General features: G+C 42.9%; 12 protein-coding genes, 1 tRNA gene, 1 other RNA gene and 3 pseudogenes. 8 read left to right on the top strand and 9 right to left on the bottom strand.

The genetic code is table 11. The features are described from left to right. The first annotated feature begins 88 nt into the window (after positions 1-88). From IQ224_RS08320 to IQ224_RS08310, 3 genes are all read left to right on the top strand, one after another. On the top strand, positions 89-289 hold the full coding sequence (locus IQ224_RS08320; protein ID WP_002744967.1) for a hypothetical protein: 201 nt from the start codon (positions 89-91) through the stop codon (positions 287-289). A gap of 118 nt (positions 290-407) precedes the next feature. Further along, positions 408-480: transfer RNA gene (locus tag IQ224_RS08315), tRNA-Ala, on the top strand. A gap of 134 nt (positions 481-614) precedes the next feature. Next, complete coding sequence (locus tag IQ224_RS08310; RefSeq protein ID WP_036401355.1) at positions 615-1712, top strand: AI-2E family transporter; 1098 nt, start codon at positions 615-617, stop codon at positions 1710-1712. A 112-nt stretch (positions 1713-1824) separates the two neighbouring features. Here the strand turns inward: IQ224_RS08310 and IQ224_RS08305 are convergent. Together IQ224_RS08305 and IQ224_RS08300 are read right to left on the bottom strand one after the other, a co-directional pair. Next, positions 1825-2034, bottom strand: a pseudogene (locus IQ224_RS08305) (ACT domain-containing protein); the annotation flags it as partial. Between the two features lie 101 nt (positions 2035-2135). Beyond that, positions 2136-2795 (bottom strand): ACT domain-containing protein, encoded by a 660-nt coding sequence (locus IQ224_RS08300; protein WP_370583139.1) that lies wholly within the window; start codon positions 2793-2795, stop codon positions 2136-2138. 221 nt (positions 2796-3016) lie between these two features. Here IQ224_RS08300 and IQ224_RS23940 point away from each other — a divergent pair, with 221 nt between their 5' ends. The 4 genes from IQ224_RS23940 to IQ224_RS08285 all read left to right on the top strand — a co-directional run bounded on the left by IQ224_RS23940 (position 3017) and on the right by IQ224_RS08285 (position 5685). Beyond that, positions 3017-3181, top strand: a complete 165-nt coding sequence (locus IQ224_RS23940) for an Asr1405/Asl0597 family protein (RefSeq protein ID WP_002738845.1) — start codon at positions 3017-3019, stop codon at positions 3179-3181. 122 nt (positions 3182-3303) lie between these two features. After that, positions 3304-3879, top strand: a complete 576-nt coding sequence (locus IQ224_RS08295; protein ID WP_002744960.1) for a (2Fe-2S) ferredoxin domain-containing protein — start codon at positions 3304-3306, stop codon at positions 3877-3879. Between the two features lie 121 nt (positions 3880-4000). Then, positions 4001-4855 carry a formyltetrahydrofolate deformylase gene (purU, locus tag IQ224_RS08290; protein WP_002744958.1) on the top strand — a complete coding sequence of 285 codons (855 nt, stop codon included), beginning with the start codon at positions 4001-4003 and terminating at the stop codon, positions 4853-4855. Between the two features lie 137 nt (positions 4856-4992). Beyond that, positions 4993-5685: a DUF3782 domain-containing protein gene (locus IQ224_RS08285; RefSeq protein WP_002744957.1), complete on the top strand. Its 693-nt coding sequence runs from the start codon at positions 4993-4995 to the stop codon at positions 5683-5685. A 36-nt stretch (positions 5686-5721) separates the two neighbouring features. Here the strand turns inward: IQ224_RS08285 and IQ224_RS08280 are convergent, their stop codons facing one another. From IQ224_RS08280 to zds, 7 genes and pseudogenes are all read right to left on the bottom strand, one after another. After that, positions 5722-6993: an MFS transporter gene (locus IQ224_RS08280; protein WP_080612735.1), complete on the bottom strand. Its 1272-nt coding sequence runs from the start codon at positions 6991-6993 to the stop codon at positions 5722-5724. Between the two features lie 9 nt (positions 6994-7002). Further along, an RNA gene (gene ffs / locus IQ224_RS08275) (signal recognition particle sRNA small type) lies at positions 7003-7099 on the bottom strand. Between the two features lie 86 nt (positions 7100-7185). Further along, positions 7186-7962 (bottom strand): annotated as a pseudogene (locus IQ224_RS08270) (DUF58 domain-containing protein); the annotation flags it as partial. A 195-nt stretch (positions 7963-8157) separates the two neighbouring features. Next, positions 8158-8517 (bottom strand): annotated as a pseudogene (locus tag IQ224_RS08265) (DUF58 domain-containing protein); the annotation flags it as partial. Between the two features lie 360 nt (positions 8518-8877). Continuing rightward, entirely contained in the window at positions 8878-9897 is a 1020-nt protein-coding gene (locus tag IQ224_RS08260) for a long-chain acyl-[acyl-carrier-protein] reductase (RefSeq protein WP_194032822.1), read from the bottom strand. Between the two features lie 147 nt (positions 9898-10044). Further along, on the bottom strand, positions 10045-10740 hold the full coding sequence (locus IQ224_RS08255; protein ID WP_002744953.1) for an aldehyde oxygenase (deformylating): 696 nt from the start codon (positions 10738-10740) through the stop codon (positions 10045-10047). Between the two features lie 228 nt (positions 10741-10968). Continuing rightward, on the bottom strand, positions 10969-12429 hold the full coding sequence (zds, locus tag IQ224_RS08250; RefSeq protein ID WP_002744950.1) for a 9,9'-di-cis-zeta-carotene desaturase: 1461 nt from the start codon (positions 12427-12429) through the stop codon (positions 10969-10971). 137 nt (positions 12430-12566) lie between these two features. Between zds and IQ224_RS08245 the strand changes: the two genes are divergently transcribed. Continuing rightward, positions 12567-15005 carry a glycosyltransferase family 39 protein gene (locus IQ224_RS08245; protein WP_194032821.1) on the top strand — a complete coding sequence of 813 codons (2439 nt, stop codon included), beginning with the start codon at positions 12567-12569 and terminating at the stop codon, positions 15003-15005. Positions 15006-15127: the final 122 nt, after the last annotated feature.

The following is a 15127-nucleotide window of genomic DNA, read 5'->3' as shown; positions in this document are numbered from 1 at the left end:
AGCAAAAAATCCCTTTTTTAACTTCCCTCCGATTATCCCTCCAGAAAATTATGTATTAGAATAGAAGAAAGTTAACAAAATTTAAAATATGTTAGTTCCGATTCTCATCTTTGACCTCGGTCTTGTGGCTTGGTCATTGCATCTGATGCAGCAAGCGTTCGACAGGCAAGAGTTTTCCTTGATGCTGGCGGGAACCTTGGTGGCAGCAGCGGCAGCGGCTATGTTAGTAGTTTATTTCCTCATGGGCCACTGTTTAACCTATTTAACCCAAATTTCGGCTCCTGTCTAAATGGAGGCGATTGTTTCACTCTTGTGGATGAGCGATCGCATTGTGAGGGACAAATTTTTTTCTCGTCACCCCTTGACAAAGTAATTCTATTTAAGCTACATTCGAAAATGGTCTTCGCGGGGTTATAGCTCAGTTGGTAGAGCACCTCAATGGCATTGAGGGGGTCAGCGGTTCGAATCCGCTTAGCTCCATACAGTTAAGATAAGAGTTTCAGGGTTACTGGAACCAAAAAAGTGGCGAGGAGATGGTAGATTGAAAGAGGATTTCTGGTTAGAAAAGTCTCTTTTTACATACATCGATACTCTCTCAGTACAAAATTAGTTATATGATGGAGCTTTTTAAGCAACTACCTCGTTGGTTGCGGCTAAGTCTGGTTTTTCCGCTTTTATTTCTCAATGGTTGGTTATTATTCCAATTATTTAGCTATCTAGAACCCTTAGTCAGTATTTTTGTCACTGCTAGTTTACTAGCTTTTGTCTTAGATGTTCCCATCAAACTACTGCAAAGACGCGGGGTTAATCGCAGTGGTTCGATCGCTATTGTCTTTTTAATTGCCCTATTAATTTTGAGCGTTTTAGGTTTAATTTTAATTCCCCAGATTGTCGAACAATTAAGCAGTTTAATCAATAGTTTGCCCCAGTGGATCGAGTCGGGAACCGAACAGATACAAAATTTAGAAAAGTGGGATAAAACTCAGAAATATGCGATTTATATCGAGCAATCAATCACCCAGTTATCGGAACGACTAACCAATGTTTTACAAACTCTTAGCACTCAATTACTAAGCTTTGTGCTGGGAACTATCAACAGTATCCTAAACATTCTCTTTGTTCTGGTTCTAACTGTCTTTCTGGTTCTCTATGGCGAACAAATTTGGGAGGGAATTTTAAGCTGGATTCCTGCTCCCTGGAATCTCAAATTAAGAACTATTATTCGTCAAACTTTTGAAACCTATTTTGCTGGTCAAACCATTTTAGCGGGAATTCTCAGCCTGGCTCAAATTTTTGTTTTTGTCATTCTCAAGGTCGATTATGCCCTATTATTCGGGGTGGCGATCGGTCTAACTACATTAATTCCTTTTGCCAGTGCCTTTACCATTATTGGCATTAGTACCCTACTAATGTTTCAAGATTTTTGGTTAGGGTTAAAAGTTTTGACCCTGACTATTATTGTCGGTCAAATTAATGATAATGTCATCGCCCCTCGGCTAATGGGAGGTATGATCGGACTTAATCCCGTCTGGATTATTCTATCTCTTTTTATCGGTGGCAAAGTGGCAGGAATTCTCGGTTTATTGATAGCAGTTCCCATCGCTAGTGTGCTGAAAAGTACCATCGATATCATCCGCTCACAGCAGCGGGAAAAAGAACCGGTAGTTATCCTAGAAGAAACGGTGAAAAATTCCTCAGAGGAGACCAAATAATAATAAATCCTGTTTTTTCAGTGAACAGTAAACAGTAAACAGTAATGAGTGAATTGAAAACTCACATCTGCTAACTGATAACTGCTAACTGATAACTGATAACTGATAACTGTTATGAGCGGCTAATTTCTTCGAGAATAGCCATCGCTTCTGTCACCCTATCCCTAGGGATAAATAAATGATCGTGATAATAACCAGAAATGACATTGACGCTAATTGCTGCTTCGGACAGTTTCTTGCTAATCACCGCTAAAAATCCCACCGCTGCCAAACTAGAATGCACAGAAAGAGTAATTTGTCTATAAATATATTTGTACTGCAGCAATTCTCATTTTAAGGTTTCATGACATTAAAACCCTTGCACCTAGAGGGGTTAATAATTCTTAACGAATCTCTAGATCGCTGAAACAACGCAAAATCGTTTCAAAATGAGAATTGCTGTTTGTACTGTAAATTCTTGCGATCGGCTTGCTGACGGGGAATAATCACCGTTATTCCTTCCTCTTCCCGAAATTGGCAGATAGGGGTTAATTGTAGCTGTTCCAGTCCTGTTGCTGTGAGGGAAGAGAAAACGAATTCTTCAGTATTTAGGATTGGTTTCAGGGATTGGAGCAGAATATCAAGGTTAGTTTCGCCTTCCTCGGGTTTTTCTGGCGATTTTTTCGCCGCATCCATACACTGATTAGCGGCAGCGTCAGCCACACTATTTTTAGCTCGTTCAATCCAGCGCCAGCTAATGCGATCGAATTGTGTGACTAATTGACAAGCACGCTGATAAAAGGGACGTAAACTATCGCTTTTTACCTTCCAGTCTCCCTTAACTTGATTGATGACTAATTGACTGTCTCCCCGAATTTCTAGGCTTTTTAAGCCTAATTCTTGGGCTTTTTCCAATCCAATAATCAATCCTGTGTATTCAGCCTCGTTATTAGTGGCTATCTCCATATATCTACTCGTAGTCAAGGACTTACCCTCGGCTAAAACTATTACCGCTGCACCGGCTGCTCTCCCCGGATTGCCGCGAGAACCACCATCAAAATAGAGAACTGCTGAATTATCGGTTTTTTGAGCTTTTTTATCCATAATTTCCGTCAATAAATCTTGGTATCTCCATTTTTATCCCTTTGACAATTGTAGGCGGTAGCGATTCCGGGATCGGCAAAGCGGATAAGCAAAATTTTAGCCGATCGCCGCTACCGGATAACTTTTTTTCTGCAAGTTATTGATAATAATTTGCAGTTGTTGGTTATACTGAGAACATCAGCCTAGAGTTATATTGCTAATAGTTCTCAATTAAAAGCCCCATGAGTATAGACAAATGGCCATCGAAAGGTGAGAAAATCTTCAATCTTAGTGCTTGGGATCCCTGGCAGGTTTACCACCAGATGCAGGCCCTAAACATTGAATGTCAATGCTCGCTCCATCAGCTTTTGCCGGTTCGCATTGATGCCTCCGCTCAACTTTTATAGCTGTGGATTGTCCTGCGACAGGTGGAGGCATACCGAGGCTGTTTAATCCCTTGGCTGGAAACCTGTTGGCAAGCATAATCCTTGAGAAAAATTAGCAATCTAAGAGTAAAAAGTGAGAAAGTATGTCAAAATCTGCAACTACCATGATTCCCTTTCAAGTGGTCGGTCAATTCCTCGGTTTTGTCCTCAAGGACGGATATAAGGTAAAATACCTGAGAATCAGTGTTGATAAACGGGAATATTGGTTTAAGCCTGAAAAAACACTGCGAGACCACATACCTCTCAATATTGCTCTCCACTCATGGCTAAAAGTGACGGGAGAAAGTAGTCTTTGTTCAAAAAAGGGAAAATTAAAACTGAGGGTACTAGGGATTGAGCATTTATCCGGCGAAAAAACCCCAGAAGTCACCCCGGCAAAAGCGAAAAAAGCCACCGTCTTAATCTGTCAGAAGTCCGATTGTTGGAAAAATGGCGGTGCGAGAGTCTGCCAAAGGTTAGAGAGCAGTTTAGAGGAAAAAGGACTGGGAGAAGCGGTGAATATTAAATTAACCGGCTGTTTAAAACAGTGCAAAAAAGGCCCGAATCTGGTGGTTATGCCCGATAAAAAGCATTATAATCAGGTAGCTCCCCAAGATGTCCCCTCCCTAATCGAGCGGCATTTTGCCACTTCTGAGCAAGGGAAGAGCCTATCAGTTTAACTAGAAATTTAATCGGCGATCGCTATTGACAAACGATCTTTTTTGTGTATCAAAGGGACGAAGTGCCTAAAATTGTAATAAATTAGGGATAGAAAAAGTCAATTCTTGCCGCCGATAATTTATGACTGCTGCCACTGCAACCTTGTTAATTTCTTGTCCCGACCAGATTGGTCTGGTGGCGAAAATCGCTAATTTTATCTACGCTAATGGCGGCAATATTATCCACGCTGACCAACACACGGATTTTTCGGCAGGATTGTTCCTGATGCGGATAGAATGGCAATTAGAGGGGTTTAATTTACCCCGTGGGATGATCGAACCAGCTTTTGCCGCTATTGCCAAACCTTTGCAGGCTAATTGGTCCTTACATTTTTCCGATACTGTCCCGCGTCTAGCTATTTGGGTGACAAAACAGGATCATTGTCTCCTCGATTTATTATGGCGACAACAGGCGGGAGAAATTAGGGCGGAAATTCCTTTAATTATTAGCAATCATCGAGAATTACACTCAGTTGCCAATCAATTTGGTATTGATTTTTATCATCTTCCTATTACCGCCGAAACCAAGATTGAACAGGAAGCCAGACAATTAGAGTTACTGCGGGAATACCGGATAGATTTAGTAATTTTAGCTAAATATATGCAGGTTCTCACCCCAGATTTTATTAACTTTTTTCCCAATATTATCAACATTCATCATTCTTTTTTACCAGCTTTTGCGGGAGCTAATCCCTATCAACGGGCCTACGATCGAGGGGTAAAAATTATTGGAGCCACGGCCCATTATATCACTGCCGATCTCGATCAGGGGCCAATTATCGAGCAGGATGTGGTCAGAGTTAGTCATCGCCATACCGTAGCAGATTTAATTCGTCAAGGTAAGGATTTAGAAAGGGTGGTGTTAGCGCGAGCGGTACGTTTACACTTGCAAAATCGCGTTTTAGTTTACGCTAATCGCACGGTAGTATTCGCTTAAGGTTGCTAGGGTAAGCTCATCTAAAATGGTATAAGATGTACTTGACAAAAAAGAGAGCATGGAAGGTTAAAAATTAGGAAGTATCGGCGCAATTGACTAAAATAGCAATAGACCAAATCCTAAGGAAAAAATTATCTATGGCAACCACATCCGAAGATGTATGGCGACTCTTAGCCGAATTAACTACCGCTCAAAAAGAAACTGACCGACAACTCAAGGAAACTGACAAACAACTCAAGGAAGTTAGTCAACAACAGAAGGAGACTGAACTACTATTGAAGGAAGTTAGTCAACAACAGAAGGAAAACGCCCAACAACTCAAGGAAACTGACCGACAACTCCAGGAAAACGCCCAACAACAGAAGGAAACTGACAAACAACTCAAAGAACTGGGCAAACAAATTGGGGGACTTGGTGCCAAATTCGGCAGCTTTACCGAAGGACTTGCCCTTCCCTCAATGGAAACGATTCTCAGACAACGCTTTGGTATGGAAGTTGTTAGTCCCAGTGTGCGAGTCAGTAAAGAAGGACAACACCTAGAAATTGATGTTCTTGCCTATACTAATGGTGAGCTAAATACCGCTTATATCGTTGAGGTTAAAAGTCATGCCAGAGAGGAGTCTATTACACAATTAAAAAGTATTTTGCAACGGTTTCGCCGCTTTTTTCCTGAACACAAAGATAAAAAACTCTATGGCATATTAGCTGCGGTTGATTTATCCCCAGAATTACGCGAAAAAATTCTACAAGAAGGGCTTTATGTGGCTCGGATTCATGACCAAGTATTTGAATTAGATATTCCCGATAATTTTCAGCCTCAAACCTATTAAATAACCCTGCTCTAGGAAAAACTTTTTCAGTAAGCTTTATTGTAATTGTCCGCGCAGAGCATAACGATCTTTTTCTAAACCGAAAGCGAAGAGAAAAGAATGGCGTATAGTGGGGTTAGAAAGAGTAAAAAAGAGAAAGAGAGCGATAACAGCTAATCCTGAGGATAAACTAAACATAGTTTCGTAGGAAATTGCTAAAACCCCCAGAATTGGACCGGCTAAGGCTGTTCCCACATCAAAACCGCCGACACAGATAGAATAGGCCCGGCCGCGTTCTTGGGGACCAGAGCGATCGGAGATTAAAGCCAGTAACATAGGGAATAAAATCCCCCCTCCCGTACCTTCGAGAATAGCGGCTAAAATTAAATCGGAAGGAGATCGGGCAGAAGATAGAACCAACATGGATAAACCATAGCAAAAAACGCTAATAGTGATGAATAAACCCCGTCCATAGCGATCGCTGGCTCCTCCCGACAAAATCCGCCCGATTACGCCCGATACTGCCGCACAACTGTAGAATAGACCAGGACTGAAGGCTATCTGGTTTTCGAGGAGAAACAGGGGTAAAAAAGCGACTAAACCGCCGAATAAAGTACCAACCAGCAGAAAAACTAGGGTGGGGACTAAAAAAGCTCGCTCTTGACATAATGCCCAGAAACTGCGCTCAATTGTTGGATTTTCTGCCTTCATTTGGGCTAATTTTTTCTTGAAGTCCGGTTCTTGAATAGAGAAACCCAAGAGAAAAGCGATCGCTCCTGAAGCGGCGGAAACTAGAAATAAACCGTTATAACCGATCGATTCGTAGAGATAACTGCCTAAAGCTGGACCGATTCCCATGCCTATGGGTGCAGTTAAGCTCATATAACCAATTATCTCTCCCCGTTGACGAACGGGGGAAAAATCCACCACTAGGGTACTGTAACCGGTGGTAAAAGCGGCGATACTGAGACCATGGTAAGCGCGGACGGCGAATAAAGAGGAAAGATCGCGAAAAAATAGATAACCGAGGGGTGCGGTAGCGGCGACAATAGTTCCAAATAAAACCACTAATTTGCGACTGCGGCGATCAACTAGATTGCCTAACCAACTGCGCGATAAAATTAAACCGATGGCAAAGGCCCCCATGACAAAACCGATATCTTGTTTGCTACCGCCTAGGGAGTCAATATAGGTGGGGAGAGTGGGGAGGAGAGTGGTAATACTTGTCCAGAAAAACAGCGCCGTGACGAAGAGGAAGAGTAGTTGACGACGAGTCTCGGCAGTAAGCGATCGAAAAGTTTTGAAAGCGTTCACAACAGCGACCGTCACAGGCAACAAAAAGACCCGGAGATCACGCCAGTCACAAGCATCCCGTATTGCTGCTACCTTCCGGTCCTGACAAGGTTAAGGCGTTGCGATCGCATGAGTCCGAGTCTTTTCTATCATAACATCTTTTTCCGGGATACTGGCATTTTTTTCCAGAGAATTTCCTCTCAATCTAGACTGGGAACAGAAATTTTCTCAACGAGGGGGTTTTTGTAATTGTTGTTGTAGAGAAATTTCTGGTTCGATCGCCAATCCGCTAAACTGTCGGATTAAGGGTGAAGGACTCTCCCTAGAATCGGCAGCGAGGAAAAATAACCAACGGCTGCCGGGGGTGAGTTGTTCGATGGAATTGAAGTTACTTGTCAACCAAATTAGCGGTAAATTAGGCAGATTAGCGTTTTTTTGACTAGCTTTTGCCTCTATACTGGCTAAAGTTTCTAAAATGATCCTCTCCCCGTGAATTAAACCCGTTTCACCGGTCCAGAGTTTCAGATTTAATTGCCGACGATGGGCATAAAAATAGAGGGAAGCAGCGGCAATAATCGCCCGTTCAAAACTGTCTTCTTGCCAATCACAGAGGGTATCGAGACAGATAATCACTTCCTGTCCCCCCGTTAACACTTCTAATTCCCGAATTTGCAATTCTCCCAAACGGGCGCTAGTTTTCCAGTGAATTAAACGGGTAGAATCACCCTGGCGATATTGTCTCAGGTTACGCGTAAGTCCTTGACTAGCCCTTTGATAATAGCGATTATTTTCTAATTTTTGTGCCATCTCTTGACCGAGGGAATCGATTAGGGGACATTGTTGCAAGGGTAAAATTTGGGGATAAACTAAAGCTTTAGCCGCTGCTGGCTGACAACGACGACACCAAAATAAACCGAGAGGGGCTGCTGTTCTTAATTGTACTTCTTGCCAGTGATAAATACCCCGTTTACTGGTGGGTAAATAATAGGTCCAACGATGGCAACTTGGCTCTTCGTTACTTGGTATGGTTCGATAGGGGGGCATAAATCGACTAAATCCTTATCTGGCAAAGGATTTAATTGATTAGTTCGCTCTAGATCGAAAATAATTGACAAAAATCGCTAAATGCCTTTCTATATAGGGGTTCCATCCCTTATAACCCCCGTTCATTGCATAACACAAACCGAAGAGCCGGCAACTTTTGGGGGCAATCGTTTCTATTGGGGTTATTTTTGGCTGATCGAGAACTATAGGCAGGATATCTGTCACTTCTAACAGATTTATCGGCTGATTGCTAGTATTTTCTATCTCTAGGCTAATACTAAGATCGTCTCCCGCACTTACGGGTACAATGGCAAGACGACGCACTTTCAGGGGAAGAAGGGAACGACGGGGTAAAATTATCGATAAAATTAAAATGGCGATCATCGTGCCACAGATAGCATACAACCATCCCGCCATGGTATTGGTCGTCGCTCCGAAAAAACAGAGGGTAATGCCAATGATTACCCCCCCACCGTAAGCGGGTAAGATACCGCGATCTTCTAACCAAGTTTTCATAGAGTTTAGTGGTTTTGTCGTCTTTGCTGGAAAGCTAAAAATCAGGTCCACATCTCTATAATTCCCCCAAAAGCCCTCTGATCAGCGAAGGGAGTCCTATCCCTTGCCACTATTGTTATTTTTCTTAACAAAACTTAACAATTGATGGCAAAGTTTGGCTTGCTTTTGTCGGCAGATTTTGGGATAATATTTTTAAAAGAGTTTATTCATAATGGTAATCTAAGCACTTCGCCATAAACACAAACATCCCATTATGAAACAATCATAACCCAAGCCGCCGCCAAAGTCAAGCCCTCACTCTTAATTATTTGTCGCCTGAAACTTCTAATTCCGTGGTCGGTGGGGGGTTGGGGATATTAGTTAAAATAACAAAGGTTGAAACCCGTGTTTGCGGGAAGCTGCACCGATTTGTTCCATTTTAGGGACGGTAATTTGATTGCGTCCCCAGGAAAAATTAGTTTGCCAACCCTCCAACTCCAATAAAATCGCCTCAGCAAAACAGGCAAACATTTGACGAGAGGGAATATCCATATTAACGATTTTCATAATTTTCCAGTCAATATCGAGGGAATGCTCGACAATGCCGCCCTTAATCACAGAAACATCGGGGGCATTTAACACCGTGCCTAAATTTTTCGGATAACCACCATCAATAATAAGACAGGGGCGCTTGAGTTTATCTGGATCAATTTCCACCCCTTTAGGCATACTAGCCACCCAAACAATGATATCAGCCAGGGGTAAAGCCTCCTCTAGGGGAAGAATTTTACCGCGTCCTAACTCCTCTTGCAGAGATTGTAAACGCTCTTGATTGCGTGCCACACATATTAGTTCTTTTGTATCGGTTTTTTCATTTAACCAACGACAAACGGCGCTGCCGATATCTCCGGTGGCCCCACAAACCACGACGGTAGATTGAGCTAAATCGATGCCCATTTTGTCAGCGAGGGTTTGCACCTGAGTGCAGATGACGTAAGCGGTGTGGGTGTTACCGGTGGTAAAACGGCCAAAATCTAGCTCGATATTGCGCACCTGTCGATTATCTTTGAGATTAAATTCCTCGAAAATAATTGAAGAAAAACCGCCGAGTGCGGTGATATTGATATCACTTTTTTGAGCGAGTGCCATGGCATTTAGCACCTTACGAATAGCAGACTTTACCCAACGATTCGACAACATCTCTGGTAAAAAACAGGATTCGATGTATTTACCCGTGATGGTTTGCCCCGTGATGCTGGTGACATGAAAATCATCGACAATTTGCGGGGGGGCAGCGCACCAAAAATCTAATCCTTGGTTAGCATATTCAGGATAACCTAGATCGTCGGCGACCGATTGGGCGTGTTCTAAACTGGTAAGATGACCTATAAGACCAAACATTGATTGTTCTTTCGTTAGACTAGATGGCACTAGATAAAAATTAGGATATTGCTAAGAAATCGTTAAGACTCTTAAATATAATACACAAAAGAGCCGCTCTGTGTTGAGCGGCAGCAGGGGAAAAAAAGAAATCTCGATGTTCAAGCTTTAGACGGCAGTTAATCCGTAGGCAGACATCCGCATGATATCACGGGTGCTGAAACCAATATTGTTTAACGCTTCCCCGTAGCTAATCATAAAGTCTTCCACGAGGGCCTCTTTTTCCATAGCGAGGACGCGAGCATCATCCTCGACTTGATTGAGCATTCTCCAGACAATGGGAAGATTAGCGCGATTTGCCGCTTCTAATTCCTCTTTAGCGGTTTCAAAGTTCGCTTTTAGCCATTCTTCGCCAAAATTGAGGTGTAAATATTCGTCTTTAACTACGCTTTCAGTAATTTTACGCGCAAAAGGATCAGCAACAGGAATATAAATATTATAGGCAGCGATCGCGAAAGCTTCGATAATCAAAGATTGGATTAATAAACAGGTGACAACTTTACCTTCTGCGTAGGCAATTTGGAAGTTATTGTGCAGAGAGGAAAAGAATTCTTTGGCATACTCCATATCAGGAGTGATCTGCAAATTTTGGCCGCAAGCTTGAAAACCTTTCATGTGACGGTTTTCCATTTTTGCCAGACGGTGTAACTCTTCTTTGTTATCGGTGAGGATGTCTGCTAATTGAATATAATTGCTATTGGCCTCGTATTCTCCTTCAATAACGATGGCATTAATGCGACTATAGGCTGATTTATAGGTTTCGCTAGTGAAATCAAGCTCTAATGGTACAGCAAGCTCTGGCATAAACTCGATTGACTCCTATTTCTGACGAGATTTTTCCGATGTTCTTTCCAGTCTAGGGTAAGCCTTCTAGATGGAGTGATCTTTTTACGAGTCTAGCTTGATCGGTCTTTTTTGTATAGCTTGGCCTGAGGGCTGACTTGCCAAGTTAGCTATAGCGGTTATCTTTTGCCACTGAAAACAAGTTTAGAGGCAATCCCTTCTTAAGGGAGGAGATTGCCGGCTGTTTGCTCAAACCGTGGCTAAAGATTTCCAGCGCTCGGCCTGTTGTAGGATGGCCTTGGCTGCCTGTTTACCCGATAAAGTGGCTCCTTCCATGCTATCGATGTAATCCTGTTGGGTATAACTACCGGCAAGGAAAAAGTTAGGGATAGGAGTCGCTTGCGAGGGACGATAGACATCCATCCCCGGTGCTTCCCGATAAAGACTCTGGGCCAATTTCACCACGCTAAACCAAGTCATCTTTAACTCCCGCGAGGAGGGAAATAACTTATGGACCTGCGCTAAAACGTGCTGGGCAATATCTTCATTTTTAGCTTTAATAAAAGGATCCCCGGGGGTTAAAACCAACTGCAATAAAGAACCTTCTCCAGGGCGATAATAATCTCTAGGACTGGTGAGAGCAAGATCCGCAAAACAGGAGAAATCCGCTTGGTGGGTGTACAAAAGATTGTCAATTCCCACCGCTTTTTGCAGTTGTCGGCGTTTTTCGGCATCATTTAACTCCGTCACCCAACCGTCAAAACGCAATTGTACCGTGGCGACGGGGACGGCTTCTAGTCGGAAAATATTGTCAAAAATCGGCATTTTTCGCCAATCTTGGGGAATGAGACGCTGAATACCGGGGACATCACCAGCGCAAACGTAGGCATCTGCGGTGATAGTTTCTGTGGTTTCTCCGTTAGCGACGATCATGCCATTAACTTGCAGATTTTCGCCCTCTCCAGAATAGAGAATTTCCCGCACCTGACGACGGGTAGAGATTTTGGCACCCCGAGCTTCCAGATAGTTAATAATCGGTTTATGTAGGTATTCGTGGGGGGAACCTTCCAACATCCGCAGGACGGAAGCTTCGGTTTTAGCGGCAAAAAATTGGAAAATCGTCAGCATACAACGGGCCGAGATATTTTCCGTATCGATAAATCCTAAGGCATAGGCGATCGGATTCCACATTTTTTTTAAACTGCCTTCATTACCGCCATGGCTACGAAACCAATCGGCAAAACTAATCGAGTCCAGATCCCGAATCGTTTTCATCGCTCCTTGAAAGTCTATCAGACCGCGGACGATGGGACTTGTACCTAAAGCTAGAGAATTAAAGATTTTATCGGCTGCCGAGAGTTGGGAGGAGGTAAAAAAGGCTTTTAAACCGTTAAAAGGCGCACCTGCAGCGAAACGGAAGTCTAATTCGCCGATTTTTCCCCCTTCGTTGATAAAAGTGTGGGTGTGTTCTTTGAGCAGTAGGGATTGAAAAGCGCCCACTTTTTTCATTAACTCAAAAAGATTGTAGTAACAACCAAAAAAGACGTGCAAGCCCATCTCGATGTGATTACCGTCCGCATCTACCCAACTACCGACTTTTCCCCCGACAAAGGGACGAGATTCTAAGATTTCTACTGTACAGCCCGCATCGACCAGATCGATAGCTGTTGCCATTCCCGCTAACCCTGCACCAACGATCACCACTCGCATTTGTCAAGTTCCTGTTACAATTTTTCACTAAATCTTTATTTTACCCCGATCGGTCTGGTGTTTCTTGCTGGCGATTTTTTCAGGGGCGCTTGAGAGCGTGGCAGAATAATTGAGAGTTGCACTAGGGAGAAGTCATTTTGAAGCGATCGCTAGAGGGGAGACAGGGATTAATTATTGTCAGTATTATTTGGATATTGGGGATATTAGTCGATAGATTCTGGTTTAGTCTCGATCATACTATTCCTGCTTGGGATCAGGCCGATTATCTCAACGGTGGGATTATCTATACCCAAGCTTTCCAAAATCCGCGCTGGTTTGATGGGGATTGGTGGCGCAGTTTATGGCTAATGTCGCCGAAAATTCCCCCTTTAACCTATCTTTTAACGATTCCCTTCTTTAATCTCTTTGGTATTAGTCTTGACGCGGGTATGTGGGTAATGGCCATCTATAGCGCCCTACTGCTCTTTTCTGTGTACGGATTGGGAATTATCCTCTTTAATGGGACTGTGGCTTTATGGGCGGTCTTAATCTGTCAATTTCTCCCTGGTTTATACTATTATCGCCTCGAATATCTCTTAGATTTTCCCTTAGCGGCAATTGTAACGTTTTCTTACTTTTGCTTGACATGGTGGCGATTTAGTTATCAAGGCTGGCTAAAAGCGATCGCTTTCGGGATTTCTTTCGGTTTAGGGATGTTAGTCAAACAAACCGCCCTATTTTTCCTCTTTTTGCCGATTTTGTGGGTATTGGGCGAAAATCTCCGGCGAAAACGTTGGGGCAATCTAGCGCAATTAATGCTGAGTTTTTTGACGGCAGCATTGTTAATGTTTCCCTGGTATCGGACGAATTGGTTATTAATGTTAACCGCGGGCAAACGTGCCACGGTAGATTCGGCGATTTTGGAGGGAGATCCGCCCCTTACCAGTCCAGATGCCTGGACATTTTACGCGCAAGTTTTACCCTATTTTCTTTCTTGGGTATTGTTATTAGTTCCCGTGGTGGGATTATTAATCTCCTTACGTCATAGAAAAACCGAAGATAAGGTTAATCGTCCTGTGTGGATTTGGTTAGGAGTTTTTCTGCTGGGGGGATACCTATTATCATCCCTAAATATCAATAAAGATGCTCGTTATATTTTGCCGCTTTTACCGACTTTATCCTTAATTTTATCCGTTGGTTTATTATCTTGGCGCGGTCGTTTTGGACCTGGTATCCGTTGGGGAACGATAACTATTGCCGCTATCCTCACCAGCTTAAATTTATTCCCCTTGGGGGGAGATATAATTACTAACGTTTTTAGTCCCGAATTACAACACCATCCCTATTTAAAAACTGGTTGGCAGCACGAAGAAGTAGTTAAAGAGATTCTAGCCGATTCTCCCTATCTTCGCAGCACTCTAGGGGTTTTACCTTCCACCCCCGAATTAAATCAACATACCTTCTCTTTCTACGGTGGTAAACATAATTTCCAGGTTGCTGGGAGACAGGTGGGAGTTAGGGAAGAAGATATCGAAAAGGATGTCAATTCTTTAGATTGGTTTTTAACTAAAACTGGTGAACAGGGTTCCGTCCCCGATGTCCAGAAAAAAATTGTTAATCGAGTCGCCACTGGTTCAGATTTCCAAGTGGAAAAAACTTGGCAGCTACCGGATGATAGTACCCTATCCCTACACCGTAAAATAGACCCATCCGTCACGGTTAAACCCCTTGAAAATGCGCCAAAACGGGTGGAATTAAGAGAGATTGCCATTGCTGAAAAAGCATCTCCTAATCAACCAATTCCTGTGGTTTACAAATGGGCAGGAGACTGGCAACAATTAAAGTCAGGGATAGTAATTTTAACTTGGCAAGAAGTGGACGGGAAGGATTATTGGATGCACGATCATGGTATTGCTATGGGGGGATTAATGGCAAAAAAATTAACTCCAGAAGAGCAACAAAATAGTTTTGAAGTCACTGAAAAAACTGCCATGCAGTCGGCAGCAACCCCCGGAGTTTATCGCTTATATGCTGTCTATCTCAATCGGGAAACTGGCGAAACCTATCCGATTAAAACTAATGCTGAAATTACCATCGATCCTCAAGTTGCCAAGTTAGCAACGCCCCAATTAGATTTAGTGACCCAATTGCGCTTAAAGTCTGCTAATATTGGCCAAGGATTAACGGGTATTGAACCAATTTTTGAGTTAACTAATCGTATCAATCAATACGATTCGATTCAGGATTATGTGCTGCAAGCAGACAAGGCCTTTTCCTATCGTTTACAGCAACAAAACCCCCCCGATAAATTATCTTTAGCCTACGGATTAGCAATTTCTAAGGTACTACAACAGGATGTGGCAGGGGCAATAAAAGCCACGGAGGAAATGATTAAAATTGACCCCCATAATCCCTATCATTATGCTTATCAAGGTTTTATTTATCTTTACGATTGGCAACCGCAAGCAGCCCAAAAAGTCTTAGATAAAGCTAGACAATTAAATCCCGATAGTGAGGAAATTAAGACTTTAAATGCAGTGGCTGCCTTGATGGGGGGAAATCTCGTTAAAGCTTGGCAATTATGGCAGTCAAAATGAACTACCCCGCCGCAAGCGGACGGGGTATCAGAATCAAAATAGACTCAATTGTAGATTTTGGTGTAGCTGCAGGTATTCTTTATCTTGTTCTTTTACATATCTCGCTATCATACCTTCATCCC

The organism is Microcystis sp. LEGE 00066 (assembly GCF_015207925.1).
Taxonomy (GTDB): Bacteria; Cyanobacteriota; Cyanobacteriia; order Cyanobacteriales; family Microcystaceae; genus Microcystis; species Microcystis ichthyoblabe_A.
Note: the sequence above shows the minus strand (reverse complement) of the source record. Positions and strands in the feature narration are given on the sequence as shown.